We start from the raw sequence: 26,236 nt of genomic DNA, 5'->3' as shown, positions 1-26,236 counted from the left end.
AGCGCGTCGAAAGCAACAACACGCCGCAGATCAACGAAGTGGCGCTCAGCGCTGCTGGACGGCCCGCTCGTTGGGGACGCAGTGCGTCATCTTCAGGCCGGTCACGTCCCGGGGGCCGTTCTTGCCGAGGTTCGCGAGGCGCTGCCTGTCCTCGTCGGTGAGGGTCTGGCCGGGCAGCGGATCCAGGCGCTCGACGTCGTCCGGCCCGATGCCGAGGCCCTCGCCGACGCGCAGCCCGAGGTCGTCCTCGACGAGCAGCAGATGCCACACCATCCGCTCCTGGACGGGACGCGCCGCCTGCGAGATGTTCTCGACGAAATTGCGGACGAGGTCGTCGCGCTCCCAGTCCTCCATGAGGCAGTAGCGCTGGCCCGCCTGCTTGTAGTCGTTCGTCCGCGCGATGCGCATGCGCGTCAGCCGGCCGTGGATCTCCGGGCCCTGCTCATCATGCGTCGGGTATTCGCCTTCCCGCAGCCCGCCCGTGATGGACGGCTCGTAGTTCACGTGCGGGTTCTCACCGCAGGCGTCCACCTGATAGGCCATCTGCCCGTCGCGTTGGTGCGTGCGCACATTGGCGCCCTTGGCGCGGTTGACGGGCAGTTGCAGATAGTTCGCCCCGACGCGGTAGCGCTGGGTGTCGCTGTAGGAGAACGTCCGCCCCACGAGCATCTTGTCGTCGGAGAAGTCGAGGCCGTCGACCAGGACACCGGTGCCGAACGAGATCTGCTCGTTCTCGGCGAAGGTGTCGTCGACGTTCCGGTCGAGGACGATCCGGCCGACCGGCTTCGCGGGGAACTCGTTCTCCGGCCACACCTTGGTGTCGTCGAGCGGGTCGAAGTCGAGTTCCGGATGGTCGTGGTCGTCCATCATCTGGACGAGCAGCTCCCATTCCGGGAAGTCACCGCGGTCGATGGCGTCCTTCAGGTCCTTCGACGCGTGCCCGAGGTCGTGGGCCTGCACGTTCGCCGCGTCCTCGCCGGTCATGCTCCGCACGCCCTGCTTCGGCATCCAGTGGTACTTGACGAGCTTGGTCTCACCCGACTCGTTCACCCACTTGTAGGTGTTCACGCCGAAGCCCTGCTGGTGCCGGTAGTCGGCGGGGATTCCCCGGGGGCTGAACAGGTTCACCAGCATGTGCATCGACTCGGGCGTCTGCGACATGAAGTCGAAGATGCGCGCCGGCTCCTGCCGGAACGTCACCGGGTCCGGCTTGAGGGAGTGGATGACGTCGGGGAACTTGATGGCGTCCCGGATGAAGAAGACCGCCAGGTTGTTGCCGACGAGGTCCCAGTTGCCGTCCTCGGTGTAGAACTTGATGGCGAATCCGCGGGGGTCGCGCGCCGCTTCCGAGGAGTCCCGCCCGCCGATGACCGTGGAGAACCGCAGCGCGATCGGGGTGCGCTTCCCCTGACTCTGGAACAGCTTGGCCCGGGTGTAGTTCGCGATGGGCTCGTCGCCCCACTTCCCGTACGCCTCGAAGAACCCGTAGGACGTCACGCCGCGCGCGTGGACGACCCTTTCCGGCACCCGCTCCCGGTCGAAGTGGCTGATCTTCTCCAGATACTGGTAGTTCTCCAGCGTGGCCGGTCCGCGCGAGCCGATCGTCCGCTGGTTCTGGTTGTCGTACACCGGGTGGCCCTGCCGGTTGGTCAGCACCGGACGGTCGTCCCCCGGCTCCGGTCCCCTGCTCGCAACGTCCGTCACGACGCCTGCTCCTCTCCACGGGTTCGAGTGCGGCCCTACCCGAAAACCGGAAAGTAAACGGTCCGAAACAGGTAAACGCCTGCCGCGCGGAGGCTGGAGGCGTCACGCCTCCCGTCCGGGCGCGGGGAGCCGCGCGAAGACGGGGTCGGGGCTCGGAAGCCGTTCCCCGGCGCACTGCCGTCCGATCCGTGCGGCCAGGTCGGGCAGGAAGGGCGCGAGCTGCTCGGACAGGATCCGGCAGGCGAGGACGAGTTCCGCGAGGACGGCGTCAAGCCGCCCGTCCCCGCCCTTGGCCAGCTCCCACGGGCGGACCCGGTTGATGTAGCGGTTCGCCTCGTCCACGATCTCCCAGACGGCGGCGGTCGCCTGCCGGAAGTCGAAGCCGCCGAGCGCGGCGCCGACCCGGCCTTCCACCTCCCCGCAGACCTCGCCCAGCTCGCCGGGTCCGCCGGCCGTCGGCACGAGGCCGCCCCGGTACCGGTGCACCATGGACACGACGCGGTTGACGAGGTTGCCGAGCCCGTTGGCCAGTTCGTCGTTCGCGCGTTGGACGAGCCGCTCGGCGGTGAAATCGACGTCGCCGACGCGGGGCACTTCGCGTAGCAGCCACCATCGGACGGCGTCCGTCCCGTACGCCCTCGCCAACGCCACCGGGTCGACGGTCACGCCGCCCGACTTGCTGATCTTCCGTCCGCCGGCGGTGAGGTAGCCGTGCACCAGCACCTCGTCCGGCAGCGGGAGCCCGGCGGAGAGCAGCATCGCGGGCCAGTACACGGCGTGGAAGCGCAGCACGCCCTTCCCGACGAGATGGACGCGGTGGCCGCCGCCCGTCCACCACTTCCGGAATTGCGCGCCGTTGTTTCCGTAGTCGAGCGCGGTGATGTAGTTGCCGAGTGCGTCCCACCACACGTAGATGACCTGCTCCGGGTCGCCGGGCACGGGAATTCCCCAGCCGTGCGCCCGTTCGGACGACCGTGAAATGGAGAAGTCCTCCAGCCCGCCCGCGATGAACGAGAGGACTTCGTTGCGCCGTTCGGCGGGCTCGATCCGGAGCCGTCCCGTGCTGATGAGATCGTGGAGCCGGCCGGCGTATCGCGACAGGCGGAAGAACCAGTTCTCCTCGGAGACGTGGTGCGGAGCCGTCCCGTGTTCGGGGCACAGGCCCGCCGGCAGTTCCGCCTCGCCGTAGAACTGCTCGCATCCGACGCAGTACAGGCCCTCGTAATGGCGCCGGTACAGATCCCCGGCCGCGGCGCAGGCCCGCCACAACCGCTCCACGCCGGCCCGGTGCCGGGGATCGCGGCTGGTTCGGATCACGTCGTCGACCGACAGGGAGAGCGGTCCGGCCAGGCCGATGAACTCCTCGGCCCGCGCGTCCACGAAGTCCTGCACGCCGATGCCGGCGGCCTGGGCGGCGAGGACGTTCTTCAGGGAATTGTCGTCGGTCCCGGCCTGGAACCTGACGTCGTCGTGGCGGCGCAGATGCCGGGCCAGGACGTCCGCCTGGACGAGTTCCAGCGCGAACCCGAGGTGCGGGCGCGCGTTGACGTAAGGGATCGTCGTGGTGAGGTAAACGCCCAAGGGAACCTCCAGAGAAAACCGGAGCCCCAAAGGGAAAGAGGCCCCGCGAACAGGGCCTCGTGAAACGTCCAGCGTCAGCGACCCCGCGAGCGGGGCATCATCTCCTGACCGGTGGACGTCCTCATGCGATCAGGTTACCAGGGAGTGGCTCGGCGACCGGGTTTGCTGCTGCGGGTTGTTGTGGTGAGGATGTGACGGGTGATCCCCCTTTACACCACCGACACGGTTCCCATTGCGGGGCATCCGCCGGTGACGCATGCGTGGCCCGTCTGGACGGTGGCGGCCGACATCGGGCAAGGGCTCGAAACGCTCGCCGTGTCCGCGGGCACGCGCGGGGCGCACGCCATCATCGGTCTGCGGGTGACGGCGTTCTCGACTACACCGCTACTGGAGCGCTGCGTGCTGATGGGGACCGCCGTCGTGCTGGGCCAGGACTCGGGCCCGGCGCCGGCCCAGTGAGGCCGTCTCCCCCAAGGCGCGGGTCAGGCGTCGAGCGCGGCGGTGAGGTCGGTCAGGTAGCGAGAGACCGGGCCGAGGGTGAGGATGCCGCTGCCTGCGCCGGCCAGTTCGGCGGCGGCCGGGGCCAGTTCGGCGTGGGCGCGTTGCATCGTTTCGTGGTCGTTCACGGCCAGCGCCGCTGTGGCGGTCAGGCACCACAGGGCCTCGAAAAGGAGGTCATGGGGTGGATCCGGGGCCTTCTGCAGTGCGGCGGCGGCTTCGTGTGGGCGGTTGTGCGCGAGGAGCACCAGGGGGCGCGCCCATGGCTCGTACGGCCCCCAGTCGGTCGGCTCAGTCTGGGCGGGTTGCTGGTGTTGGACGCGGAGGCAGAGCAGCGCCAGCGGGAGCAGGCCGTCCTCCAGGCCCGGCATGCCCGAGCCCTGCATGCGGTCGGCCGCGCTCAGGTAGGCGGCCTCCGCTTCGGCTCGCGAGGCCCCGGACGAGGCCAGCCGCAACGCGCGATACCAAGCGGTGAACACCCCCACGAGGGGACGTTCGTGGCTTTCCGCCAGCCGTTCGACCGCGGCCGCCTGCTCGTCGGCCCCGGCGAAGTCGGCGAGCGCGCCGCGCGCCTGCATCCGGATCAGGCGGCCGAGCACCTCGTAGTTCGCCAGGTCGTGCCGGACGGACAGTCCGACCAGTTCAGCCCCGATCTCGTCCCGCCGCCGAGCCAGCCCCGCCCGCTCGAAAGACTGCATGAACACGCCGTTCAGCGCGAACGCGAGCAGCGCCGGATCGTCCAGGCCGCGGGCGATCGCCTCGGCCTGCCGGGCCGCCTCGCGGGCCCGCCGCGTTGCGGTGCCGCGCGACTCCACGGCGATCGTGGCGAGCAGCCGCGCCCGCGCGGCCTCGTGCCCGGCGGGGAGCGCGGCGAGGGTGCGCTCGGCCGCCGCCACGACCTGGACGGCCTGGCCGGGGTCGTCCGAGCGGGTCCAGATGGCGGGGACGTCGTACGCGCCGATCACGCGGGCGGTGAGTACCGGGTCCCCGAGCTGCTCGGCGGCGGTGATCGCCGGCACGCGCTGCTCGCGGGCCGCCTCCAAGCCCCCGCCACCGGACACCGCGAGGTTGCGCAGGATGCCGACCGTCGACTCCAGACGGGACCGCGCTCCGGCCGACACCGTCCGGTCGTAGGCTTCGGCTGCTCGCGCCCACAGCTGCGACGTCGCGTCCAGGTGTTCGGCTTGGCGGAGGATGTCCTCCTCTAGGCGACGCAACTCCGGCCCTGGGTCGACCCCCAGTTGCTCTACGAGTAGTGCTCGTGCAAGGCGAATCACTGCGAGCGCGTCCCCTTGGCGGCCGGTGCGGTAGAGGGCGAGCGCGAGCAGGCGCCACGCGTCCTCGCGCCACGGATGCTCGGCGACATGCGCGTCCAGATCCGGTACCGCGTCCGCGGCGAGGCCGAGTGCCAGCCTTGCCTCGGCCCGGCGCTCGATCGCCCGCAGGCGCAGCTCCGCCAGGCGCGACCGCTCGGCGCGGGCCCACGGTTCGTCGGCGAACTCGGCGTAGGCGGGGCCGCGCCACTGGGCGAGCGCCTCGTCCAGCGCGGCGAGCACCTCGGACGGCGGGGCGGTCGCGGCGACGGCCTGCTCGAAACGCCAGGCGTCCACGCCGTCCGGGCCGGGGCGCAGCGCGTACCCGGGCCCTTCGGTGACCAGGAGCCGGGACGGCGTCCGGGGCGGACGATCGGGCTCCAGGACGCGCCGCAGCGCCGCCACGAACGTGCGCACCGCACCGATGCCGTCCGAGGGCGGGTCCATCCACAGGTCGTCCACCAGCAGCGACACGGGGACGACCCGACCGCGCGCGATGATCAGCCGGGCCAGGACGGCGCGGTGCCGCGGCCCCTTCAGTGCGATCGCGTTCCCGGAGTCGTCCCAGGCCGTCACCGGCCCCAGTACGCCGAACAGGACGTCCACGACCGCCACCGTATAGCGATGCTCATCGGATGCTCATTCGCGCGGGGCAGCCTTGGGGACATGCCAACCATCACTGGATTCGAATACAAGCGCGTCCCGGTCGCCGAGGGCGTCTCCCTCAACGTGGCCGTTGGAGGGTCGGGTTCGCCGATCGTCCTGCTGCACGGCTTCCCGCAGACCCACCTGATGTGGCGGCACGTCGCCGAGGACCTTGCCGCCGACCACACCGTCATCTGCCCAGACCTCCGTGGTTATGGGGCCAGCGACAAGCCGGACGGTGACTACTCCAAGCGGGTCATGGCCGCCGATATCGTCGCCCTGGCACGCGCGCTGGGCCACGAGCGGTTCGCCCTGGCCGGACACGACCGCGGCGCCCTCGTCGCCTTCCGCGCCGGCCTCGACCACCCCGACGTCATCACCCACCTGGCCTGCCTGGACGTCCTGCCCACCCTGGACATGTGGGACGTCATGCACGGTGCCGGCGCCGCCGTCGGCTTCCACCTGTACCTGATGGCCCAGCCGCCCGGACTGCCCGAGCAGATGATCGCCGGGGCCTCGGACGCGTTCTTCGGCCACTTCCTCGACCTGTGGGGGAACGACTCGTCCGCCATCCCCGCCGACGTGCGCGCCGCGTACCTGTCGGCGTGCCGCGAGGCGATCCCGTCGATCGTCGCCGACTACCGCGCGTCCGCCGGGATCGACGTCGAGCACGACACCGTCGACCGCGACGCCGGCAACCGGCTGCGGATGCCCGTCACCGTCCTGCAGCAGGACTGGGGCGCCGCCCTCGGCTACGACGCCGTCGCGCTCTGGGGCGCGTGGGCGTCCGACCTCGACCACAGCACCGTGACCTGCGGCCACTTCATGGCCGAGGAGGCGCCCGCCGAGATCGCCAAGGCCTTCCGCACCCTCCTGACCCGCTAGCGCCCCGAACGTCCTCCGGGGCCACTTTCGTTGACCTGCGGCGTGTTGTTGTTTTCGACGCGCTCATAACAACAACACGCCGCAGATCAACGCACTTGGGGGGCCGGTCTGCGCGGTCGTGGGTTACCAGGGGGGTCCGCCCTGGGTGGTTGCCCATACCCACACGTAGATGATGAACGCGGTCCCCAGCAGTCCCAGCAGCAGTTCCCAGTTGAGCGGCGCGCTGTGTCCACGTTTACGGGCCATGGTCATCGTCCGTTCGTCGGCTCGTCCGGCGTTCTCGTTGCCTCGTCATGTAGCCGGACGATCCGCCCCTAACCTCAGCGAACGGCAAACAGCGGTGCGTTACTGGAAGTAGTCGTCGAACCCGGTCGCGAGCGATTCGGCCATGCGCTGCCGGAAGGCGGCGCTCGACAGCTTCGCCGCGTCCCCCGGGTTGGCCATGTTGCCGCACTCGATGAACACGGCCGGCACCGTGGACAGGTTCAGCCCGCCGAGGTCGTCGCGCTGGTCGAGGCCGTCCTTGCCGATGTAGGTGGCGAAGGGCATGCCGGTCCCGGCGCGGTAGGCGTCGCGGATCGCCAGGCCGAGATGGCGTGATCGGTCCACGATGCCCTTGTTCTCGCCCACGGGCAGCGGCACGATGACGTGAAATCCGTGACCGGATGCCGGGGCGCCGTCGGCGTGGATCGACAGCGCCGCGTCCGCGTGCGCCCGGTTGGCGGTCGCCGCGCGCTCCGTGATGCACGGCCCGACTCCGGTGTCGTTATCGCGGGTCAACGTGACCTTGGCGCCTTGGTTTCTCAGCACCTTCGCGAGGCGGTTCGCGACGTCCCAGGTGAAGGCGTGCTCGCTGTAACCGCTGGGCGTGCTGGTGCCGGTCGTGTTGCACGGCTTGTAACCGTTCCCGACGAAGACCTGCTTGTTGATCTCCTCGGGATGGGACGCGCTGCCGCCGTTGTGACCGGGATCGAGCACGATAACCTTCCCATTGACCGCGGACGCGCTCTTGGTGGCGGACCCGCCGGCCGTCGGAGTCCTGGTCCCGCCGCCCCCGTTGTCGCCGTTGCCGGACGACCCGCCGCCGCACGCGGCCAGCAGGCCGAGGCACAGCGCCGCCAGCCCGGTTACCGGAGCACCCACGAGACCCCGCACGACACCGCCCCCCCGAAGACATCGTCAATGTGCACCCAGGGTAAGTATGCAAACACGACACCGGGCGGGACGCCTCTGGGGTGCGTCCCGCCCGGTGCGCCGGCGGGGGGTCAGCTCTTCGTGAACTGGGCGATCGCGCCGAGCGTCACCACGTCCGTGAGGTAGCCGAGGTGGGTCTGGCAGACCACGTAGTGGTTGTTCGCGCCGTCCAGGCGGGTGCTGGTGTAGGGGATGATGATGCCGTCGCAGGGCGAGTACCAGGTCGCGTACCGTGTGTTCCCGGGCGTCTCGTCGCCCGCGCTGATCTGCTGGATGAAGGACGAGCCGGGGAGCATCTGGCGGCACGTCTCGAAGACGGTGCACGCGGCGGCGTACGTCGTCCCGTGGTTGGCGCCGGCGATGGACGCCAGGTGGGCCACGTTGCCGTTGCCGTTCAGGACCTTCAGGTAGTACTGGCTGACCAGCCCGCCCATGGAGTGGTTGACGATGTCGACCTGGGACGCGCCCGTCCGCGACTTCACCTGGTTCACGTACGAGGCGAGACCGGCGGCGTTCTGCTTGTTGTCGCCGTAGGAGTTGTACTCGTACGCGAACAGCTGGTCACTGCTGTAACCGGCCGCGCGGAACACGGACATGGCCGTGACCCAGTTGGACGCGCTGCCGGTGTAGCCGTGCACGAAGACGACGGGGCGGGGGCCGGCGGCGCTGGCCGGTGCCGCGAGGCCGAGCCCGAACGTCGCCAGTGCCGCGCACAGCGCGACGAGCGATCCGAGGATCCGTTTCATGATGCCTCCAGGGGGTGGGGGTGAGTCATCGCCCTGAACTGTGACCCCTCGGGTCCGGGTGCGCATCGGCGAAATCACCAGCCTCGCGCCGTCGCGCTCGTCGAGGGGGTAGCCGGCTTCGGACGGTGTGGGCTTCGGCCTGCGCTCGATGGCTGAGTGCGATTGAGTGATTACAGTGCGCTCGGGCGGGCATGGCTGAGTGGCATGAAAAGAACGTCCGGGCGGCGGACGGGGCTGGTCGGCGGTCGTATCTGCCTCCGGCGTGGTCGGCCGGACATGGGCGCATGACGGCGGGCCGCCTGCTGGGGCGTCGCGTGGTTGGGCGTTGCGGGGATCGGGAGGCGCCGCATGGGGAGCGAGGACGCACCGGTCAGGCCCCGCGTGCGCCGGGTGCTGCGCTGGTGGCCGCCGCTGTTCGCCCTGTGGATGCTGTTCGTGGGCGACTGGTCGTGGCAGATCGGAGTCTGGGGCGCGGCCATGGCCTTGGTCGCCGCGGTGAGCGCCGACCTCGTCGCCGCCGTGGGCCTGCTCGACGCCCGAGGACGGTGGGGCTGGGCCCGCGAGCTCGGCTCGGCCGCGGTCGCGGTGATCGTCGACTTCGGGATCCTCGTCCGCGTCCTGGTGACGTCGATCGCCGCCCGGCGGCGCGAGGCGGGCGTTTTTCTGGAGGACACGAGCGCGTCCGGTACGGGACCGCTCCCGGCGGGCCGGCGGGCATGGGTGGAGCTGGTGGCGGGCTGGTCCCCGAACTGCTACGTCATCGACATCTCGCCCGATTCCGGACGGCGGATGATCCACGATCTCCGGCCGCGCCGGCAGTCGGAGCGTCCCTGGTGACCCGGCCGCTGTTCCTGGTCGCCGCCGTCGTCCTGCTCACCGGGTGGCTTCCGCTGCTCGTCGTCGGCCTGCGCGCACAGGCCATCGACGGGGTGGCCGCGCTCCAGGCGGCGGGGACGCAGGCGACCCTGGTTCTGGTCTGCCTGTGCGTCGGGCTGCAGCAGTCGTCCTTCTCGTCCCTCGCCCTCATCACCGCGGTCTGCCTGATCGTCAGCGGACTGATCTTCGCCCGCTTTCTGGACCGGCTGCCGTGACCGCCGCCGAGCTGGCCGCGCAGGTGCTGCTCTGGACCGGAGTGGCGGCCCAACTCGTGTGCTGCGTCGGCGTGTGGTGGATGCGGGACGTCTTCGACCGGCTGCACTACACCGCCGCGTCCACCGCCGTAGGACCGGCGCTCATCGGCACGTCGGTGGTGGTGACCGGCGGGGCCGGCGCGGTGTCCGGGACGGTCGAGGTGGTCACGGCGTGCGCGGTGATCATGCTGCTCGGCCCCGTGGTCACGCACGCGGTCGGACGGGCGGCGCGGCGCATGCTGCACGACGACATCGGGCCAGAGCCCGGGGAGGTGGCCGACTCGTGACGGCGACGACGCTGACGACCGTCCTGCAGGCGATGGCGCTCACGCTCGTCGGCGTCCTCGCGGTGGGGACGGTCCTGGTGCGCGACCCGCTGCGCCAGGTCGTCGTCTTCAGCCTGTTCGGCCTGTCGCTCGTCATGGCGTTCGCGACGCTGATGGCCCCGGATGTGGCGATCGCCGAGGTCGCGGTGTCGTCGATCGGCGTCCCGATGGTGCTGCTGCCGGTCATCTACCTCACCCATGGCGGGGGCAAGGGGTGAGCGTCCGCTGGAGACGGGTGCTGGTGCTGCCTCCGCTGGCGGCCATACTCGGTGTCCTCGTATGGGGATATATGGGGCTGCCCGGCTTCGGGGCCCGGATCGGCGAGTACGGCAACCTCATCAACGAGCACGCCCAGGGGCAGCGGCACATCACCAACTACGTGACCGCCGTGATGTTCGACTACCGCGGCCTGGACACCCTGATCGAGGAGTTCATCCTCTTCACGGCCGTGATGGGGCTCGTTCTGCTGCTGCGGTCGGGACGGGACGTCGCCGAGCAGCGTCCGCGCGACATCGTGACGAGCGACGCCGTCCGTACGGTCGGCAGCCTGCTGTCACCTGTTCTGCTGCTGTTCGGGCTCTGGGTGATCACCTTCGGGTACATCACGCCCGGCGGGGGGTTCCAGGGCGGCGTCATCGCGTCGGGGGGCGCGCTGATGCTGTGGGTGGCCGGGAGCTACCGGCATTTCCGGCGGCTGTCCGCGTCCACCGTGCTGGACGCGTCCGAGGGGCTGGGCGCCGCCGCGTACGTGGCCGTCGGATTCATCGGCCTGACCGCCGGCGCCGCGTTCCTGACGAACACCCTGCCGCTGGGGTCGGCGGGGACGCTCGCCTCCAGCGGCACGATCGCCGCCCTGAACTGGGCTGCGGGCGTCGAGGTCACTGCGGCGTTCGTCCTGATCTACCACGAGTTCCTTGAGGAGTACATCCAGACGTTCCCCGGAGTGAAGGGGGAGCGGTGACCTATTACCCCTATGTGGTGGCCGGCGTGCTGTTCGTCGCCGGGCTGTACGGGGTGGCGACCAGCCGCAGTTACGTGCATCTGGGGGTGTGCCTGAACATCATCCAGTCGTCCACGTACCTGTTGCTGCTCGCGGTCGGTTTTCGGCGGGGTTCATCGCCGCCGGTCACTCAGGGCATGACGCCTGGCACTCCGCTGACCGATCCGGTCGTGCAGGCTCTCACCCTGACAGACATCGTGGTCAGTGTCGTCGTGCTGGCCCTCGTCCTGTCGCTGGCGCTGCAGGCCCACCGTCACGCGGGGACGGTGGACCCGGAGCAGATGCGCCCCACCCGCGGATGACCCGCGGATGAACCAACTCGTCCCGCTGGTAGTCGCGCTACCGCTGATCTGCGCCGCCCTGCTGGCCGCCGTGGGCACCCACCTGCCGCGGCTCGTCCCGGACGCTCTCGCCATAGCCTGCGCCGCGGCCGTGGCCGGTATGACGTTGACGCTCACCCTTCACTCGGGCGACCGCACGATCGTGTACTGGTTCGGAGATTGGAAGCCGGTTGCGGACGGCTTCCCATGGGGGATCGGGTTCGTCGTCGACCCGTTCGCCGCTGCGGAGGCGACGTTGGCCGCCGTCGCCGTCCTGGCCGCCCTGGTGTTCTCGTGGGGGCATTTTGAGAGCATCCGGCATCTGTTCTATTCGCTGATGCTGGCCTTCCTGGCGGGCATGGTCGGGTTCGCCCTCTCCGGTGACCTGTTCAACATCTTCGTGTTCCTGGAGTTGATGAGCGTCGCCGCTTATGCGTTGAGCGGCTACCACGTGACCCGTCCGGAAGTTCTTCAGGGCGCCCTTGACTTCGCAGTGCTGAACACCATCGGAACGTTGACGCTGCTGATGGGCATAGCCGTTCTGTACGGCCGCACGGGCAACCTGAACCTGGTGGGGATAGGCGCCGTTCTGGCGCGCGACCACCCGTCCGGCCTGCTGGTGCTGGCGCTCACGCTCATCACCGTGGGGTTCCTGGTCAAGGCTGGCACGGCACCGTTCCACTTCTGGCTGACCGATGCCTACGGTGTGGCGACTGCTCCTGCGGCGGCCATCTTCACAGCGGTAATGAGCGATCTGGCCTTCGATGTCTATTCGCGTGTACACGCCACCGTTTTCGCTCCCACTCTGGGGAGCGATGACGCCGTGCGGCACGCTCTCCTGGCCCTGGCGGTGCTGAGTGCGGTCATCGGCGCCGTGATGTGCTTCCTGGAAGCCGATCTGAAACGCCAACTGGCGTTCATGACGGTCAGCAATGGCGGCGTGGTCCTGGCCGGCATGGCGACTCAGACCGCCACCGGGCTGGCCGGCTCGATCATGTACATCATCGCCGCGGGTCTGCTGCGAGGGGCCCTGATGCTGTGCCTGGGCATGCTGATCGTCCGCATGGGCTCCGCTGACGAGATGATTCTGCACGGCAGAGGCAGAACCGGCCATCCCGTCCTGGCCTTCCTGCTGACACTATGTGCGCTCGGCGTGGCGGCACCGCCCGGCTTCGGGCCTTTCCTGTCGCTGACCCTGGTCTACGACGGGCTAACGGCCAGCGGCTACGCCTGGGCGGCTCCGGTCTTGGCCGTGTGCATTGCCGTCAGCGCTGCCGCGCCGCTCCGTGCGGTAGCCCGCATCTTCCTGGGGTGGGGTCCCGCTCACGACCCGATCCTGACGAGCCAGGAGGCAAAGCCGCGCCGTTTCCCCGACGGCCACCACCGGCTATGGCCTCTGATCGCGCCCCTGCTGCTGGCCCTGACCGGCTACTTTCTGGCCTTGGCGCCCGACCTTCCCGGCCAAGCGATAAAGGCAGCCGCTCAACTCCACGACCACGCCGCCCACGCTCGCCTGGTAACGCAAGGCATCGTCCCGCCCGCAATGCCGCTCCCCGGGCACGCCATCCCTCTACGCGACTGGCTCTACGGGGCAGTCTCGTTCGCAGGCGCCTTCCTGATCGCCGCAATCGGCCTATGGTGGCAGCGTCTACCTGTCCGCGCCCAAAGGCCAATACGCACCTGTATTCGCCCGCCGATAATCGCCGTGAAAACCATTCACAGCGGCAGCATAGGCGACTACACGACCTGGCTGATCGCGGCGGCCGCAGCCCTGGCCCTGGCCTGGACGGTCACACTCTGAGCGCCGGCCCGGCACGGCCCGGCGGACATGTCCCGAGCCCGGGCCGACTCCGTCGGCTCGCAGATCGTCGCCGTCGGGCAGACGGCTCAACGTCCGCCCTTCGCGCGCTCGTAGTGGCGGGCGGCTTTCGCGCGGTTGCCGCAGACGGCCATTGAGCACCACCGACGAGTGCCGCTCTTGGTCGTGTCATAGAAGTGGAGCACGCAGTCTGGGTGCGCGCACGGCTTGACGCGTCCCGGGGCGCCGGCCATGAGCCGCAGGTAGTCGGCGGCGGCCAGCCAGGACGGCAGCCACGCGGGATCGGCAGTCCGCGGATGCTCCTCCACCCCGTCGTCCCCGAGCCGGTAGTGCAGCGCCCCGCGTTCGAGAACCCGGTTGCACGCCTCGACCGTCTCAGCGGACCGAGACCGACCCTGCTCCAGAAGCGCCAGCAGAATCTCGCGCGTCTCCACCGTGGCGTCGAGCGTCGCTCGATCGGCCACAGCCCGGTCGTCCAACCCCGCCGAACGCAGCCAGACGGCCAGTCCGTCGACCGAATCGAGCAGGTCGTGACGGACGCGCTCCTCGATCCACCGCGTGTTGAGCAGGTCCAGGCACAGCGGCTCGCCGACCAGCGGACGGGGGTCCGCTGCGTCCTGCCGCCGAGATCGGTGTTCCTCCTGCACCCCGCGATTCTATCCGGCTATCGCCACTTAGCCGGTTGACGATCACTGCCCTAACTGTCTATCTTCAGATAGCCAGTTAGATCAAGGATCGAGCTCGGGCGAGACAGCCCGAGGGTTAGCGAGGTGCGTCATGGAGACGGCCGCCATCAAGGCCCTGCAGATGGGGCACGTCGGGTTGAACGTGACCGACCTGGACCGGTCGCTGCCCTTCTACCAGCGCGTCTTCGGATTCGAGGTGCAGGCCGAAGGCAAGGAGCCCGACCGCCGCTGGGCCTTCCTCGGACGGGACGGAAAGCTGGTGCTGACCCTCTGGCAGCAGAGCGACACCGCGTTCGCGACCCGCTCCGCCGGCCTGCACCACCTGTCGTTCCAGGTCGAGACGATCGACGAGGTGAAGTCCGCCGAGCAGGTGCTGCGCGAACTGGGCGCCGAGTTCGCCCACGACGGCGTCGTCCCGCACGGCGAGGGCGTCTCGTCCGGCGGGATCTTCTTCACCGACCCCGACGGGACGCGCCTGGAGATCTACGCACCCACCGGCGCCGACACCGCCCCCGCGCCCAGCGGAGCCGCTCCGACCTGCGGTTTCTTCTAACCTCACCCGGAAGGAGGCCGCTGTGGCGGTCGACGTCTACCACGAAGGCGAACGAGCCGCCCAGCGGCGCGCCGGCCTGCTGGACCAGGGCGGAGTCTCCGGACGTGCCATCCGCGCGGAGATCCCGGAGGTGGCGCAGAAGTTCCTGATGCAGCAGCCGATGGTGGTGCTCGGAGCCACCGACAACGCCGGACGAATGTGGGCCACACTGCTCACCGGCCGCCCCGGCTTCCTGCGCGCCGAGGACACCCGCACCGTCACCATCGAAGCCGCGACCGGCCCCGACGACCCCTTGCACGACCGGCTCACCACACCCGCCCCGGTCGGGATGCTCGCCATCGAACCGTCCCGCCACCGCCGGATGCGCATGAACGGACGAGCCGTCCCGACCGACAACGGGCTCCACGTCAAGCTCGACCAGGTGTACTCGAACTGCCCCAAGTACATCCAGAAGCGCGAGTACCAGTGGGAAACGGGGACCACCCCAGGCCGCCCTCACCATTCCCGCACCCTCACCGGCGACCAGCAGCGCTGGATCACCGACGCCGACACCTTCTTCATCGCCACGTCCGACCACGAGGGCAACGCCGACGCCTCTCACCGCGGCGGCAACCCGGGATTCATCCAGGTGGTGTCGCCATCGGTTCTGCGCTGGCCCGACTACGTCGGCAACGCCATGTTCAACACCTTGGGCAACCTGGAGGTCAACCCCCAGGCCGGCCTCCTACTCCCCGACTGGCGCACCGGCGCCCTCCTGCACCTGACCGGCACCGCCGAAACCGACTGGACCCCGGCGAACGCCGCCGCGATCCCCGGCGCCGAACGCCTGGTCGAATTCACCATCACCGAAATCACCGAGATCCCGACCGCCGTCCCCCTTCGCTGGACCGCCCCCGTCTCATCCCGCTTCAATCCACCTGTTCGTGGAACCTCGTGACTCACCCGGCCCGAGCGCGTGTCGGGGCCCCTTCGACACCTCTCACAGAAGCACCTCGCCGTCGCGCCGTGACCGATCCATTGCGATGACTTGGCGGGCCGGGCGTGCCATCGGCCCGCCGCGGGGGACGTCGGAACGTGACGACCGGACACGTCTGATGGGGGCGACGCCATGGCCAGGGGTTTCAAGGGAAGGATCGCGCTCGACATCCGCGATTCGGAGCCGGACTGGGAGCCGTACCTGTCGCCGTGGGCGCCCAAGGACGCCCCGAACGTCCTGGTGATCGTGTGGGACGATGTCGGCTACGGGACGATGGACTGCTACGGCGGCCCGGTGAAGACGCCGACGATGACCCGGATCGCGAACCTGGGCCTGCGCTATTCGAACTTCCACACCACCGCGCTGTGCTCGCCGTCGCGCGCCTCGCTGCTGAACGGCCGGAACGCCACGTCGAACGGGATGGCCACGATCGCCGAGTTCAGTGCGGGGTTCCCCGGCATCTCCACCCGCGTTCCCAGGGAGAACGGGTTCATCTCGGAGGTCCTCGTCGAACGCGGCTACAACACCTACTGCGTCGGCAAGTGGCACCTCACGCCCGGCTGGGAGACCGGCATGGCCGCGTACAAGGGACGCTGGCCCCTCGGCTGCGGCTTCGAACGGTTCTACGGTTTCCTCAACGGCGAGTCGAGCTGCTGGTACCCCAACCTGGTCCACGACAACCACCAGGTCAGCCCGCCGGCGACGCCCGAAGAGGGTTACCACATCGCCAAGGACCTGTCCGACAAGGCCATCCAGTTCATCCGCGACGCCAAGGCCGTGCAGCCGGACAAGCCGTTCTTCATGTACCTGGCGCTCGACGCGGCCCACGCGCCCCACCACGTCTTCAAGGAGTGGGCGGACCGGTACAAGGGGATGTTCGACCAGGGTTACGAGGCGATCCGGCCCGAGATCCTGCGCCGCCAGAAGGAGCTCGGGCTGCTGCCCGAGGACACCGAACTCTCCCCGATCAACCCGCACGGCGAACCGGCCGCGACCGGACCGGACGGGCAGCCGTGGCCGCAGCTCGACACCGTCCGGCCGTGGGACTCCCTCAGCGCCGGCGAGCGGCGCCTGTTCAGCCGGATGGCCGAGGTCTTCGCCGGATACGTCTCCTACACCGACGACCAGCTCGGCAGGGTGATCGACTTTCTGGACTCCGCCGGTGAACTCGACAACACGATCATCGTCGCCGTCTCCGACAACGGCGGCAGCGGCGAGGGCGGGCCCGACGGGACCTTCAACGAGATGCGGTTCTTCAACAACCTGCCCACCCCGGCCGAACTGTCCCTGGAGCACATCGACGAACTGGGCGGCCCCTCGTCCTACAACCACTACAACACCGGGTGGGCGTGGGCGTTCGACACCCCGTTCCCGTACTGGAAGCGCTGGGCCGGGTACGAGGGCGGCGTGGCCGACATGTGCCTGGTCGCCTGGCCCGCGAAGATCAAGGCGCGGGGCGGGGTACGGCACCAGTACGTCCACGCGGTCGACGTCACCCCGACGCTCTACGACCTGCTGGGCGTCACACCGCCCGACGTGCTCGGCGGCCGCCCGCAGAACCCGATCGAGGGCGAGAGCTTCGCGGCCTCGATCACCGACCCCGCGGCACCGGGGAAGCGGACCCAGTTCTACTCGATGCTGGGGCAGCGCGCGATCTACCACGAGGGGTGGCTGGCCTGCACCGTGCATCCGCCGCTGAGCGGCTGGGGCAGGTTCGAGGACGACGTGTGGGAACTCTACGACCTCACCGCGGACCGCGCGCAGAGCCGGGACCTGGCCGAACGGGAGCCCCGCCGGATCGAGGCGCTGAAGGCCCTCTGGCACTACCAGGCCGGCATCTGCAACGGGCTTCCGCTGGACGACCGGACCGCGCTGGAGCAGACCCTCGCCGAACGCCCGCAGGGCACCCCGGCCCGTAACCGCTACGTCTACTACCCCGACTGCGCGCCCGTGCCCGAGCAGTCCGGCGTCATGCTCAGCGGCCGGTCGTACACCATCGCCGCCGGCGTCGACGTCCATTCGGCCGACGCCGAAGGAGTCCTGTACGTCCAGGGGGGCGTCACCGGCGGGCACGTCCTCTACATCAAGGACCGCCGCCTCCACTACGTCTACAACTGGGTCGGCAGCCTGCTCCAGGAGGTGTCCGCCGACCTGGAGATCGAGCCGGGCAGACACCTGTTCACGGCCGAGTTCAGAGCCGAGGACCGCAGCAGCGACCCCGAGATGCCCGGCACCAGCGGACCCCTCACCCTCTATGTGGACGAGCAGCGGCTGAACGAGGACCGCATCATCACTCAGCCCGGCTACTTCCACGTCGTGGGGGACGGCATCTGCGTGGGCCGCGACGACGGCTCGCCCGTCACCCCCGACTTCCGGCCGCCGTTCCGGTTCACCGGTGGCACGATCGACAGGGTCGTCGTCGACGTCTCCGGCGACCGCTTCATCGACCACGAGGCGGAAGTGCGCGGCTGGCTGATGATCGACTGACGCGCGGTACCGCCTCGCCCGCTCAGGCGGTGCGGTGGCGGGAGGTGGTGCAGTACTCGGCGGTGACGGCCTGGGCGGTGAGCCGGACCTGGTCGACGGCGTCGGTGGTGAGGACGAACGACATCGTGTGCCGGCCGTCCCGCGTGCCGCCCGTCCAGGTCTCCCAGCCGTCCAGGGTTCCGCCGTTGCCGTACACCCGGACGCCGCAGGGCGGCGCGGCGATGACCACCCCGAGGCCGTAGCGGAACATGTCACTGCCGGGGTAGGGCCGCGATCCCGGGACGGGACGCAGCATCGCGCGCAGCAGCCGTCCGGGTAGCAGCCGCCCGCCCAGCAGGGCGGAGTCGAACCGGTTGAGGTCGCCGACCGTGGAGATCAGGTCGCCCGACGCGCGTGCGAAGGTCGTGTTGACCTCGGTGGTGTCGGCGAGCCGTGCCGGGTCGCCGTCCACCGGTGTGTACGCGTGCAGGTGCGGCCCGCGGATCCGCGGGTCCGCGCCGGGGAAGTAGGTGCCGCGCAGGCGGAGCGGCCGGATGATCCGCCGCGTGATCTCGTGCGTGTACGTCCGGCCGGTGAGGCACTCGATGATCATGCCGAGCAGCACGTAGTCGGTGTCGGAGTACCGCCAGGAGGTGCCGGGCGGGAAGTCCGGCGGGTACTCCAGGCCCGCCTCGGCGAGTTCCCGCAGGGTGAAGTCGTGCCGCGGGTCGGTGACGGCGATCTCCTCGATCCGGGGGTTGCGCGTGTAGTCGGCGATGCCGCTGGTGTGGTCGAGGAGCATGCGCACGGTGATCTCGTCACCCCGGTACCCGTTGCCCTGCACGACACCGGGGATCACCCGGTCGACGGTGTCGCCGAGACGCAGCCGCCCCTCGGCGACGAGCTGGAGGATCACGGTCGACACGAACGTCTTGGTGATGCTGCCGATCCGGAACCGCATGTCGGCCCGCGGCGGCCGCCCGGTCGTGCGGTCGGCGACGCCGCTGGACAGGTTCCGGACCCGCCGCGGCGTGCGCGACTGGGCGAGCGCCCCCGGAGCGCCCTGCTGGACGGCCTCGTCCAGGACGCGCTGGAGGGCCTCCCCCGGCCCGTCGCCGCCGGGCGCGGGTGCCCGCTGTGCGGCTGCGGCCGTGCCTCCTCCGGCGATGTGCGCCCCGGCGGCGAGCACCAGAACGGCGAAGGCCGCACCCCGGGACGCGGGGGTGCCCGTGCGAACTCCTCCGAACATCATCCTGTCACTCTAAGTAACATTCCGGCGGCAGTGCGTATACCGGAGGAGAAGTAATGGTAATGCGAATAATGCTCGACTCGGAGCGGCATTCGAGGGTGATTCATCGATCACCCTCGACAGAGGATTTACCTGCCTGAGGAGATGGCCGAAGATCTCGGATGGAAGATCGTCTTAGTCCGCGCATTCGTGCGTCCCGGCGGTCGTTCCGTTCCGCGCCGGCGAACGAATCGGATGATTCGGGCCAATCGACGTTTCCCAACTGGAGAGATCGGTGACCATGTCACATTCCCGCAGGGGCAGGCGGTCGGCGTTCCTGGCCGTGCTGGCGCTCGGCGTGGGCGCGCTCGCGCCCGTGCCCGCACGCGCCCAGGAGCCCGTCCCGCACCACGAGGACGCGGTGGTGCGCGCGCTCGCCAGAAGCGCGCGACCGCTGCTCACCGCCGAACCGAACCGCGACGCGCGCGACCTGCGCCCGCTGGGCCGGATGATCGGCGACGCGCCGGTGGTCGGCCTCGGCGAGGCCACCCACGGCACGCACGAGTTCTTCAGCCTCAAGCAGCGGGTCTTCGAATACCTGGTCAAGGAAAAAGGGTTCACCACGTTCATGCTGGAGCTGAACTGGGGAACCGGACTCGAACTCAACGACTACGTCCGGTACGGCAAGGGCGATCCGGTCAAGATCATGCAGCGGGAGTTCCAGCAGAACTACCGCCTGTTCGCCAACCAGGACTACCTGCGCCTGATCCGGTGGATGCGCGCCTACAACGAGAAGCACCCGGAGCGGCAGCTCCAGTTCATGGGCGACGACGTCTACTTCCCGCACGTGCGGATCTTCGAGGACATCTTCAGGTACGTGCGCGAGCGCGGCCGCCCCGACCTCGTGCCCACGCTCAAGGCCCTCTACGACGGGCTGATCCCCACCACGGACTTCAACAGGTGGGAGAGGTGGTACGACGCCAAGCCCATGAGCGAGCGCCAGAAGGTGCAGCGCCAGGCCGCGCAGGCGCTGCGCCTGGTCGAGAGCCTGCGCCGGGGCGCTCCCCGCAAGGCGGCGGAATGGGCCGAGCAGCAGGCGAACGTCGCGTTCTGGATCGCCAAGGCGCATGCCGCCGAGGACTTCTCGGGCCCGCGCGACGAGGCCATGGCGCTGAACACCGTCTGGTGGCTGCGCCACATGAAGAGCAAGATCCTGCTGTCCGCGCACAACGCCCACGTCGGCTACCTGGGGGAGTTCCCGCCGCACACGTTCAAGCGGCAGGGGACCTGGCTGCGGCAGATCCTCGGCCCCCGCTACGTGGCCGCCGGCCTCAGCTTCTACAAGGGGACGTTCACCGCCCTCGACGAGGACACCGGTTTCCTGCGCAGGTTCACCGTGGGCCCGCCTCCGCCGGTCAACGCCGAGCGGGTGCTGAACCGGGTCCGCTACCCCAAGTACTACCTCGACATGCGCACCGCGGACGAGCCGGCGCGCTCGTGGCTGAGGGAGGAGCACCAGGTCCGCTACATCACGGCGGTGTACTCGCCGACCGCCACGGAGGAGAACGACATCGTCCAGTCGCTGGGCCGCACCTACAGCATCCTCATCGAGATGCGCGACACCACCCCGTCCAACCTGATACCGGGCATCCCGCTCGGACCGCAGGAGTAGAGCCGCGGCCGGCCGGGCGACGTCCCCTCGGGGATGCCGCCCGGCCCGCTCGCTCGCAGGACGCGGAGGCGCGCGCATGGGTACTGTGCGGACACGGGGGCGGGGAGATACTCGGCGGGAGGCCCGGGTGATGATTCGGCGTTCACGGCTTTCTCCACGCGATGACGTGCGGCCGGCCCATTGGGTGATCGCGGGTGTCGGGCCGTTCGGGTCCGGGGTGGGCGGTCTGGTGCCGCACGGCTTCGAGGCGTACGCGCGGATCCTGCACCCGGCCTACGCGGCCGACGGAAGCCCGGTGACGTGGGCGCGGGTGGCCTCGTGGTCGGGCGGGACGGTGCATCCGCGGGTGCAGTTCCAGGCACTGGCCGGGCCGGTACCGCGTTCGGGCGCCGCACGTCCATGGGTGGAGGAGCCCGACCCGGGGTCGCTGGCTCCGGCGCTCCTGACGGCACTGTGCGACGTCCTCGCCGGGCACACCGAAACGCCAGGACACTGCTGGTTCTGCGTCTGGGACGGCTACTACGACCCGGCGCCGGACGGGGCGACCGCCACGTTCACGGCGGACGCGGACCAAGGGGAGGAGCGGCAGCCCGACGTGCGTGCGCCGGCGATCCCGCCAGAGATCGCCGAAGGCCCTCGAGTGGAGCTGCCGGAACGCGCATATCTCCTGCTCGAGGGCCCTCTTGACGCTGCCGGGGAACTCGCGATGCCGCTCCGTCCGCAGTCACCCAACCTGTTCTGGCCCGATGACCGGGCATGGTGTGTCACGACGGAAACGGACCTGGACTCCACCTACCTCGGCGGCACTGCGGCGCTCATCGCCGACATACTGGCGGACGAGCGCTTGGAAGCCGTCCCGGTCGATGTGACCGACCCGGTATGGGCGGACAGCGACGACGTCAACAGGTGACGCCTCAGCAGTGAATGGAGACCGTCGGAGTCCGCTTTCCGACGGTGGCGACCCTGGGGGAGTATCCCGGGGGCGCGTAGAGGGTGGCGACCGCTTCACCGTGGTACCTGCCGGTCCTGCAGACGAGCGCCGCGTTGCCCTTGGCCGTGCGCGCCCCGGTGCTGCCGAACCGCCGGATCTTGGATCCGTGGTTGCTGAAGAGGCCGACCTTCCCGCGGATCATCCGGAGCGGCTGGGTGCAGGTCACACCGGTGCGGACGTTGACGGTGCCGTGCACGTGACCGGACTTGTGCGGGATGCCGCCATGGGCACCGATGAACCGGATCTCGCAGTGGATGACCCTCCTGCCGAAAACCTTGGAATGGGACGAGAAGTCGACGTTGGACGCGGCCGGTACCGGCGGCCGGACGGGCGTCACCGTCGCCTCCGCCGTCGCCGCGTTACCGACGACACCCATGACGGCCACGGCCCCCACGACGGCCAGCCTCCGCCTCAGACCCGCGGCGGATCCCCGATCCTGCTGCCCCATGTGCTGCCTCCAAGCAATTACCGAACCAAGACCCCCGTCAAGGCCAGCAATGCTCGCAGCGCCAGTGAATTGCTGTCAATGAACTCCGTTCGATCGAGAGCGGCTGCGGTTCGCCATTTTTGTGCATATAACTGAATACCTACTTCAGATGAAACGGATATGTAACCCGCGCGCCGCCCGCCCGCCCGCGCCCGCCCGCGCCGCGGCGGGGAGGCCCTGCGCCGCTGCGTCTACGGGACGATGAGCCACACGGCCAGCGGCGGGCGGGGCTCCCGTCACCTGGCTGAACTCCGACCAGACGACCGCACCCGATCCCTTCTGAAGGCACCCATCAACAACGACGGAACTCTGGCCCGTGTCGGGGGACTCCGCGCGTCCGGACGTTCTGCCAAGCAGATCGCCCGTGCACTCGGCCTGTCCCCCCGCCATGGTGACTCCGCTGATCCGGGCGGTGTGGGCGGCCCACGCGAAATCCGACGAGATCGTCGCCTGCCACGTCACACCGGAGTGGAGCAGCGGACTGACGGTCGCGGGCGAGCCCGACTGGCCCGCCCCTCGCCGCACCCGAATCCGAGGCGTCCGGGACTGGCCGGGGTAGTCCTCGCGCGGACCGCCGGACACAACCGGGTCAGGCCCGTGGGATTCCTGATCGACGTCTACTGCCCGGGCGTCAAGAACGTCTGGCCGCCCACGGAAATGACCGCGAGCCGCCTCCCCGAGTACACCGACAAGTTCTTCTACCTCTTCTCCGGCCGCTGGGTCCGTGGTCACTGCCCAGCGCCATCACCTAGGACGGCAAGCCCTTCTACATCCAGGGTCCGCACGACAACGGCCAGAAGACCATCAGGACGCTCGAACGCACGGCAGGCGCCGGCAACGACGACTACCTGGCCGTTATCGACCCACCCGAGGCGGCCGGCCTACTGCGAAGCGCTCCAAACCGCTGAACGCCGCCCTGGACGGCTCAGCCGCCCGGTCGCGACTGCCAGGCCAAATCCGGCCATGTGAAGAGCGTTCACGGCCGGTCTCGCGGTATATAACTGCATACACCGAGTTCGACCGGTGTGTGCTCGTTAACTGTCGGCATGTGCGCAGCCCGTTTTCAACGTGCCGAAGTACCTGCTCGGACGGGCTACGGCACGGCATGGACAGCGACGTGAGGGCAGGTGGGGCGTGGCGGCGGCAGAGCGTTCGGAGGCCGGCGACGGGACAGAGCCGGCCGCCGAGGATGCGCGAACGGCGGACGAGCCCGACGAGACGCCGAACAAGCTAGAGAAGGTCGGAGCGGCCCTGGTCGATCAGCTGATGAAGGTGGTCGACAACGGCGTCGGCCCCCTCGTCGGCTCGCGCGCGTACGCCGATGCGCGGGCCGCCTCGTTCGGTGACCCGGAGAAGGCGGCTCGCCGGATCATCAACGAGACGACCGCGCTGGTGGGCACGGCCGGCTTCGTGACGGGCCTTGGAGGCTTGATCGCGCTCCCGGTGACACTTCCGGCGAACATCACCGGCCAGGCCGTCCTCAACGCCAGGATGGTCGGCGCGATCGCCCACTTGCGCGGCTGGGATCTCCAGGACGAGATCGTGCGACACGCCATCCTGATCACGGTCGCCGGCGGGTCGCCGAATGCCGTGCTCTCGGGATTCGGGGTGAAAGTCAGTCAGAAGCTGGCCGAGACTGCGATCAAAAAGCTCCCCGTTGAAGTGCTGAGGGCGATCAACAAGAAGGTCGGCTTCATGCTCGTGGCGAAGTACGGGACGAAGCGTTCAATGATCACTCTGACCAAAGCGGTTCCCGGAGTCGGCGGCATCGTCGGCGGAACCGTGGACGCGGCCTTCACGCGAGTCGTCGCCCGCCTCTCGAAGAAGGCATTCCCGCCACTCGGCCTTGACGATGCCGAGGAAGCCACTCACTGAGCGGCCTGACTATCTCGGCTCAAAGCCAGAACCTTATGCCGAGGTCGTTGAGGTGACTTTCCAGATATGGCGCGGTCCGTGTGCTGACCTAAAGGGGACATGGACGTTTTCGATGTGCGTGATCAGCTCATCCGGGCTACCCGAAGTTCACATCGGGGGCGGTCAACGTCCGCGACGAGTACAGAGCCGATTAGTGCGACGGGGATTGGATGCAGGGGCAGTGGCCCGACCCGTTGGCTGTCCCTGAACCCATCCTCCGCTGACGACGGAACGCCAAGGAGCTGACGGAGCCGACCGGCATGTCCGGGGAACGATGCGCCGAGGTCATCAAAGCCACGCTCAAGCCGGCCATTTTGCAGATGAACGACCCGCCCGCAAAGGCAATGGCCGGTTCCCCGGGCTAGCGAGCGCCGATCGTGGCTCGCTCGTAAAGAGTCTGCGCGGAGGACCTACATAAATGGGACCACTCGCGGAGCGTAAAGTCCAGGACGGTTCGGTGCCGTCTTCCTTGATGTCGCGTGGCGGAATTTGAACCCACGACCTCTTCGTCCCGAACCGATGATCACGCAAATACCTGGACGTGTGATCAACGTCGTTTCACGGTAAAGTCCCAGGTAGATGGCCTGCATCGTTGTCAGTGAGTGATGGCTAGGATCCCGCCGTCATTCATAGTCCGGGGTCAAACGAGGGTCAGATGATCAAGCCTGGGAGGTGGGGAGCCCCATGGGGCAGACACGCAAGAGAGTGGGCAAGGACGGCAAGCTTCGCTACACGGCCTACTACGACGACATCCGGGGCCAGCGGAGATCGGCCGGAACCTACGCGAGCAAGAAGGAAGCAGAAAAAGCATGGCAACGCGCCGAAGTAAAGGTCTCCGAAGGCAGAACCGGAGAACCCGCACGCGGAAGGCAGCGCTTCAAAGACTACGTCGAGGACACCTGGCTCCCGAACCATGAAATGGAGGCCAGCACCCGATCGGGGTACACCTACACCATCTACAAGCACATCATGCCGGAGTTCGGCCCCATGCGGATGGTTGACATCCTCCCCGAGCATGTCCGCGCTTGGATCGCCAAGCTCAAGAAGCAGGGCATGACGCCCGTGACCATCCGTTGCACCAAAATCATCCTCAGTGCCATCTTCACCACAGCGCTGGAGGACCAGGTCACGTTCCTCCACCCCTGCCGCGGAGTGAAGGCCCCACCCGTCGTCCGCAAGCCGCTCAAGATCGTCACGCCCGAGCAGTTCGACGACATCTACCACGCGCTCCCTGAGGGGACCTTCCGCCTCCTCACCGAAACCGAGATCGAGAGCGGCCTCCGCTGGGGTGAACTCAGCGAGTTGCGTCCCAAGGACCTCAACCTCAGAACCCGCATCCTCACGGTCAGCCGCACGGTTGTGGAGCTCAACCCGAAGTTCCACCCGGACGGCGGCCACTTCCTCGTCAAGGACTACCCGAAGGACAAGGAGTACCGCCGCTTCAAGCTCAGCGCCCAGATGGCCGAGAAGCTCGAAGATCACATCAGGACGGCGCGCCTTACCCAGGACGACCTCCTCTTCCACATGCCGCCCCAAGACAAGCCCCGCGCCCGCATCACCGAGATCCCTGACCCGGCCACCCTCGGCCGCACCGAGCCCAACGACAAGGGCCGTACCTACAACCACGGCACCCTCAGCGCCTACACCGCCGGCAGATGCCGCTGCGACTACTGTCGCGGCGCCTTCGCCCTCTACCGAGCCGGCCGCCGCTCCAAAGGCAAGGACAACCCTCGCCCCCTCCGCACACGCATGACGGACGGCCACATCCCCAACGACTGGTTCCGCCGCAACATATGGTACCCGGCCATCGCCGCCGCTGGCCTCGACTTCAGACCGACCATGCGCGACCTACGCCACGCCCACGCCTCCTGGCTCCTCAACGGCGGCGCCGACCTCCAGATAGTCAAAGAACGCCTCGGCCACGCCTCCATCGCCACCACCGAGCGCTACCTACACACCCTCCCAGACGCCGACGAAACAGCTCTTGAAGCCCTAGCCAAAACCCGGAGCAGGTCAGGAACGCGGTAGCGCACATGCCTATAAGACCTGGTCTGCTCATGTGCGGCCAGCGTAGCTTCTCTTCATGCCGGTGCGTCGAGGCT

General features: G+C 69.0%; 25 protein-coding genes. 17 read left to right on the top strand and 8 right to left on the bottom strand.

Annotated elements, in window-relative coordinates; all coding sequences use genetic code 11:
• Window positions 1-45: 45 nt before the first annotated feature.
• Both E1284_RS01085 and metG read right to left on the bottom strand, forming a co-directional pair.
• A complete protein-coding gene (locus tag E1284_RS01085) occupies window positions 46-1,704 on the bottom strand; it encodes a catalase (protein ID WP_131936014.1) in 1,659 nt (552 codons plus the stop codon).
• Between the two features lie 102 nt (window positions 1,705-1,806).
• Window positions 1,807-3,285, bottom strand: a complete 1,479-nt coding sequence (metG, locus tag E1284_RS01080; protein ID WP_207923481.1) for a methionine--tRNA ligase — start codon at window positions 3,283-3,285, stop codon at window positions 1,807-1,809.
• A 198-nt stretch (window positions 3,286-3,483) separates the two neighbouring features.
• Here metG and E1284_RS01075 point away from each other — a divergent pair, with 198 nt between their 5' ends.
• Window positions 3,484-3,744 (top strand): hypothetical protein, encoded by a 261-nt coding sequence (locus E1284_RS01075; protein WP_131936012.1) that lies wholly within the window; start codon window positions 3,484-3,486, stop codon window positions 3,742-3,744.
• Window positions 3,745-3,767: 23 nt separating this feature from the next.
• On the opposite strand, the gene E1284_RS01070 is transcribed toward E1284_RS01075, so the two are convergent.
• Window positions 3,768-5,702, bottom strand: coding sequence for an AfsR/SARP family transcriptional regulator (locus tag E1284_RS01070; RefSeq protein ID WP_131936010.1), 1,935 nt, complete (start codon window positions 5,700-5,702; stop codon window positions 3,768-3,770).
• Between the two features lie 60 nt (window positions 5,703-5,762).
• Between E1284_RS01070 and E1284_RS01065 the strand changes: the two genes are divergently transcribed.
• A complete protein-coding gene (locus tag E1284_RS01065) occupies window positions 5,763-6,626 on the top strand; it encodes an alpha/beta fold hydrolase (RefSeq protein WP_131936008.1) in 864 nt (287 codons plus the stop codon).
• 345 nt (window positions 6,627-6,971) lie between these two features.
• Here E1284_RS01065 and E1284_RS01060 read toward each other — a convergent pair whose 3' ends face one another.
• Window positions 6,972-7,769 carry an N-acetylmuramoyl-L-alanine amidase gene (locus tag E1284_RS01060; RefSeq protein ID WP_243714179.1) on the bottom strand — a complete coding sequence of 266 codons (798 nt, stop codon included), beginning with the start codon at window positions 7,767-7,769 and terminating at the stop codon, window positions 6,972-6,974.
• Window positions 7,770-7,891: 122 nt separating this feature from the next.
• On the bottom strand, window positions 7,892-8,566 hold the full coding sequence (locus E1284_RS01055; RefSeq protein ID WP_131936006.1) for an esterase/lipase family protein: 675 nt from the start codon (window positions 8,564-8,566) through the stop codon (window positions 7,892-7,894).
• Window positions 8,567-8,914: 348 nt separating this feature from the next.
• On the opposite strand from E1284_RS01055, the gene E1284_RS01050 reads away from it, so the two are divergent.
• The 7 genes from E1284_RS01050 to E1284_RS01025 are packed head-to-tail and all read left to right on the top strand — an operon-like array spanning window position 8,915 to window position 13,143.
• Entirely contained in the window at window positions 8,915-9,403 is a 489-nt protein-coding gene (locus E1284_RS01050; RefSeq protein ID WP_131936004.1) for a hypothetical protein, read from the top strand.
• Entirely contained in the window at window positions 9,400-9,657 is a 258-nt protein-coding gene (locus E1284_RS41130; RefSeq protein WP_165965077.1) for a monovalent cation/H+ antiporter complex subunit F, read from the top strand. Before E1284_RS01050 ends, E1284_RS41130 begins: the two co-directional genes overlap by 4 nt.
• Entirely contained in the window at window positions 9,654-9,983 is a 330-nt protein-coding gene (locus tag E1284_RS41125) for a monovalent cation/H(+) antiporter subunit G (protein WP_165965076.1), read from the top strand. Before E1284_RS41130 ends, E1284_RS41125 begins: the two co-directional genes overlap by 4 nt.
• The gene (locus E1284_RS01040; protein WP_131936000.1) at window positions 9,980-10,240 is read left to right on the top strand and encodes a Na(+)/H(+) antiporter subunit B; all 261 of its coding nucleotides are present in this window, start codon (window positions 9,980-9,982) and stop codon (window positions 10,238-10,240) included. The genes E1284_RS41125 and E1284_RS01040 overlap by 4 nt, the downstream gene beginning before the upstream one ends.
• Before the next feature lie 17 nt (window positions 10,241-10,257).
• Complete coding sequence (locus tag E1284_RS01035) at window positions 10,258-10,983, top strand: MnhB domain-containing protein (RefSeq protein WP_131935998.1); 726 nt, start codon at window positions 10,258-10,260, stop codon at window positions 10,981-10,983.
• Complete coding sequence (locus tag E1284_RS01030) at window positions 10,980-11,324, top strand: sodium:proton antiporter (protein ID WP_131935996.1); 345 nt, start codon at window positions 10,980-10,982, stop codon at window positions 11,322-11,324. The genes E1284_RS01035 and E1284_RS01030 overlap by 4 nt, the downstream gene beginning before the upstream one ends.
• A 7-nt stretch (window positions 11,325-11,331) precedes the next feature.
• Complete coding sequence (locus E1284_RS01025) at window positions 11,332-13,143, top strand: complex I subunit 5 family protein (protein ID WP_131935994.1); 1,812 nt, start codon at window positions 11,332-11,334, stop codon at window positions 13,141-13,143.
• 86 nt (window positions 13,144-13,229) lie between these two features.
• Here the strand turns inward: E1284_RS01025 and E1284_RS01020 are convergent, their stop codons facing one another.
• Entirely contained in the window at window positions 13,230-13,808 is a 579-nt protein-coding gene (locus E1284_RS01020; RefSeq protein WP_131935992.1) for a CGNR zinc finger domain-containing protein, read from the bottom strand.
• 130 nt (window positions 13,809-13,938) lie between these two features.
• On the opposite strand from E1284_RS01020, the gene E1284_RS01015 reads away from it, so the two are divergent.
• The 3 genes from E1284_RS01015 to E1284_RS01005 all read left to right on the top strand — a co-directional run bounded on the left by E1284_RS01015 (window position 13,939) and on the right by E1284_RS01005 (window position 17,863).
• Complete coding sequence (locus E1284_RS01015; RefSeq protein ID WP_131935990.1) at window positions 13,939-14,400, top strand: VOC family protein; 462 nt, start codon at window positions 13,939-13,941, stop codon at window positions 14,398-14,400.
• Window positions 14,401-14,422: 22 nt separating this feature from the next.
• A complete protein-coding gene (locus E1284_RS01010; RefSeq protein ID WP_131935988.1) occupies window positions 14,423-15,337 on the top strand; it encodes a pyridoxamine 5'-phosphate oxidase family protein in 915 nt (304 codons plus the stop codon).
• A gap of 171 nt (window positions 15,338-15,508) precedes the next feature.
• The gene (locus E1284_RS01005; RefSeq protein ID WP_131935986.1) at window positions 15,509-17,863 is read left to right on the top strand and encodes an arylsulfatase; all 2,355 of its coding nucleotides are present in this window, start codon (window positions 15,509-15,511) and stop codon (window positions 17,861-17,863) included.
• Between the two features lie 22 nt (window positions 17,864-17,885).
• Here E1284_RS01005 and E1284_RS01000 read toward each other — a convergent pair whose 3' ends face one another.
• Entirely contained in the window at window positions 17,886-19,094 is a 1,209-nt protein-coding gene (locus E1284_RS01000) for a serine hydrolase domain-containing protein (protein ID WP_243714178.1), read from the bottom strand.
• A gap of 277 nt (window positions 19,095-19,371) precedes the next feature.
• Here E1284_RS01000 and E1284_RS00995 point away from each other — a divergent pair, with 277 nt between their 5' ends.
• Complete coding sequence (locus tag E1284_RS00995) at window positions 19,372-20,742, top strand: erythromycin esterase family protein (protein WP_243714182.1); 1,371 nt, start codon at window positions 19,372-19,374, stop codon at window positions 20,740-20,742.
• Between the two features lie 166 nt (window positions 20,743-20,908).
• Window positions 20,909-21,652, top strand: a complete 744-nt coding sequence (locus tag E1284_RS00990) for a hypothetical protein (RefSeq protein WP_207923480.1) — start codon at window positions 20,909-20,911, stop codon at window positions 21,650-21,652.
• 4 nt (window positions 21,653-21,656) lie between these two features.
• On the opposite strand, the gene E1284_RS00985 is transcribed toward E1284_RS00990, so the two are convergent.
• Window positions 21,657-22,109 carry a hypothetical protein gene (locus E1284_RS00985; RefSeq protein WP_207923479.1) on the bottom strand — a complete coding sequence of 151 codons (453 nt, stop codon included), beginning with the start codon at window positions 22,107-22,109 and terminating at the stop codon, window positions 21,657-21,659.
• 499 nt (window positions 22,110-22,608) lie between these two features.
• Here E1284_RS00985 and E1284_RS41120 point away from each other — a divergent pair, with 499 nt between their 5' ends.
• The 3 genes from E1284_RS41120 (at window position 22,609) to E1284_RS00975 (ending at window position 26,162) form a co-directional block, all read left to right on the top strand.
• Complete coding sequence (locus tag E1284_RS41120) at window positions 22,609-22,779, top strand: hypothetical protein (protein WP_165965075.1); 171 nt, start codon at window positions 22,609-22,611, stop codon at window positions 22,777-22,779.
• A gap of 575 nt (window positions 22,780-23,354) precedes the next feature.
• The gene (locus E1284_RS00980; RefSeq protein WP_207923478.1) at window positions 23,355-24,095 is read left to right on the top strand and encodes an EcsC family protein; all 741 of its coding nucleotides are present in this window, start codon (window positions 23,355-23,357) and stop codon (window positions 24,093-24,095) included.
• Between the two features lie 723 nt (window positions 24,096-24,818).
• Window positions 24,819-26,162: a tyrosine-type recombinase/integrase gene (locus E1284_RS00975; RefSeq protein WP_131935978.1), complete on the top strand. Its 1,344-nt coding sequence runs from the start codon at window positions 24,819-24,821 to the stop codon at window positions 26,160-26,162.
• Window positions 26,163-26,236: the final 74 nt, after the last annotated feature.

Source organism: Actinomadura bangladeshensis, from assembly GCF_004348335.1.
GTDB lineage: Bacteria > Actinomycetota > Actinomycetes > Streptosporangiales > Streptosporangiaceae > Spirillospora > Spirillospora bangladeshensis.
This window is presented reverse-complemented; position numbering and strand designations above follow the sequence as displayed.

Coding starts and splice junctions, on each gene's coding strand:
- E1284_RS00995 (WP_243714182.1), top strand. CDS start 19,372: ATGTCACATTCCCGCAGGGGCAGGCGGTCGGCGTTCCTGGCCGTGCTG.
- E1284_RS01005 (WP_131935986.1), top strand. CDS start 15,509: ATGGCCAGGGGTTTCAAGGGAAGGATCGCGCTCGACATCCGCGATTCG.
- E1284_RS01055 (WP_131936006.1), bottom strand. CDS start 8,566: ATGAAACGGATCCTCGGATCGCTCGTCGCGCTGTGCGCGGCACTGGCG.
- E1284_RS01025 (WP_131935994.1), top strand. CDS start 11,332: ATGAACCAACTCGTCCCGCTGGTAGTCGCGCTACCGCTGATCTGCGCC.
- E1284_RS01000 (WP_243714178.1), bottom strand. CDS start 19,094: ATGATGTTCGGAGGAGTTCGCACGGGCACCCCCGCGTCCCGGGGTGCG.
- E1284_RS00985 (WP_207923479.1), bottom strand. CDS start 22,109: ATGGGTGTCGTCGGTAACGCGGCGACGGCGGAGGCGACGGTGACGCCC.
- E1284_RS01065 (WP_131936008.1), top strand. CDS start 5,763: ATGCCAACCATCACTGGATTCGAATACAAGCGCGTCCCGGTCGCCGAG.
- E1284_RS01050 (WP_131936004.1), top strand. CDS start 8,915: ATGGGGAGCGAGGACGCACCGGTCAGGCCCCGCGTGCGCCGGGTGCTG.
- E1284_RS00975 (WP_131935978.1), top strand. CDS start 24,819: ATGGGGCAGACACGCAAGAGAGTGGGCAAGGACGGCAAGCTTCGCTAC.
- E1284_RS01015 (WP_131935990.1), top strand. CDS start 13,939: ATGGAGACGGCCGCCATCAAGGCCCTGCAGATGGGGCACGTCGGGTTG.
- E1284_RS41120 (WP_165965075.1), top strand. CDS start 22,609: ATGGTGACTCCGCTGATCCGGGCGGTGTGGGCGGCCCACGCGAAATCC.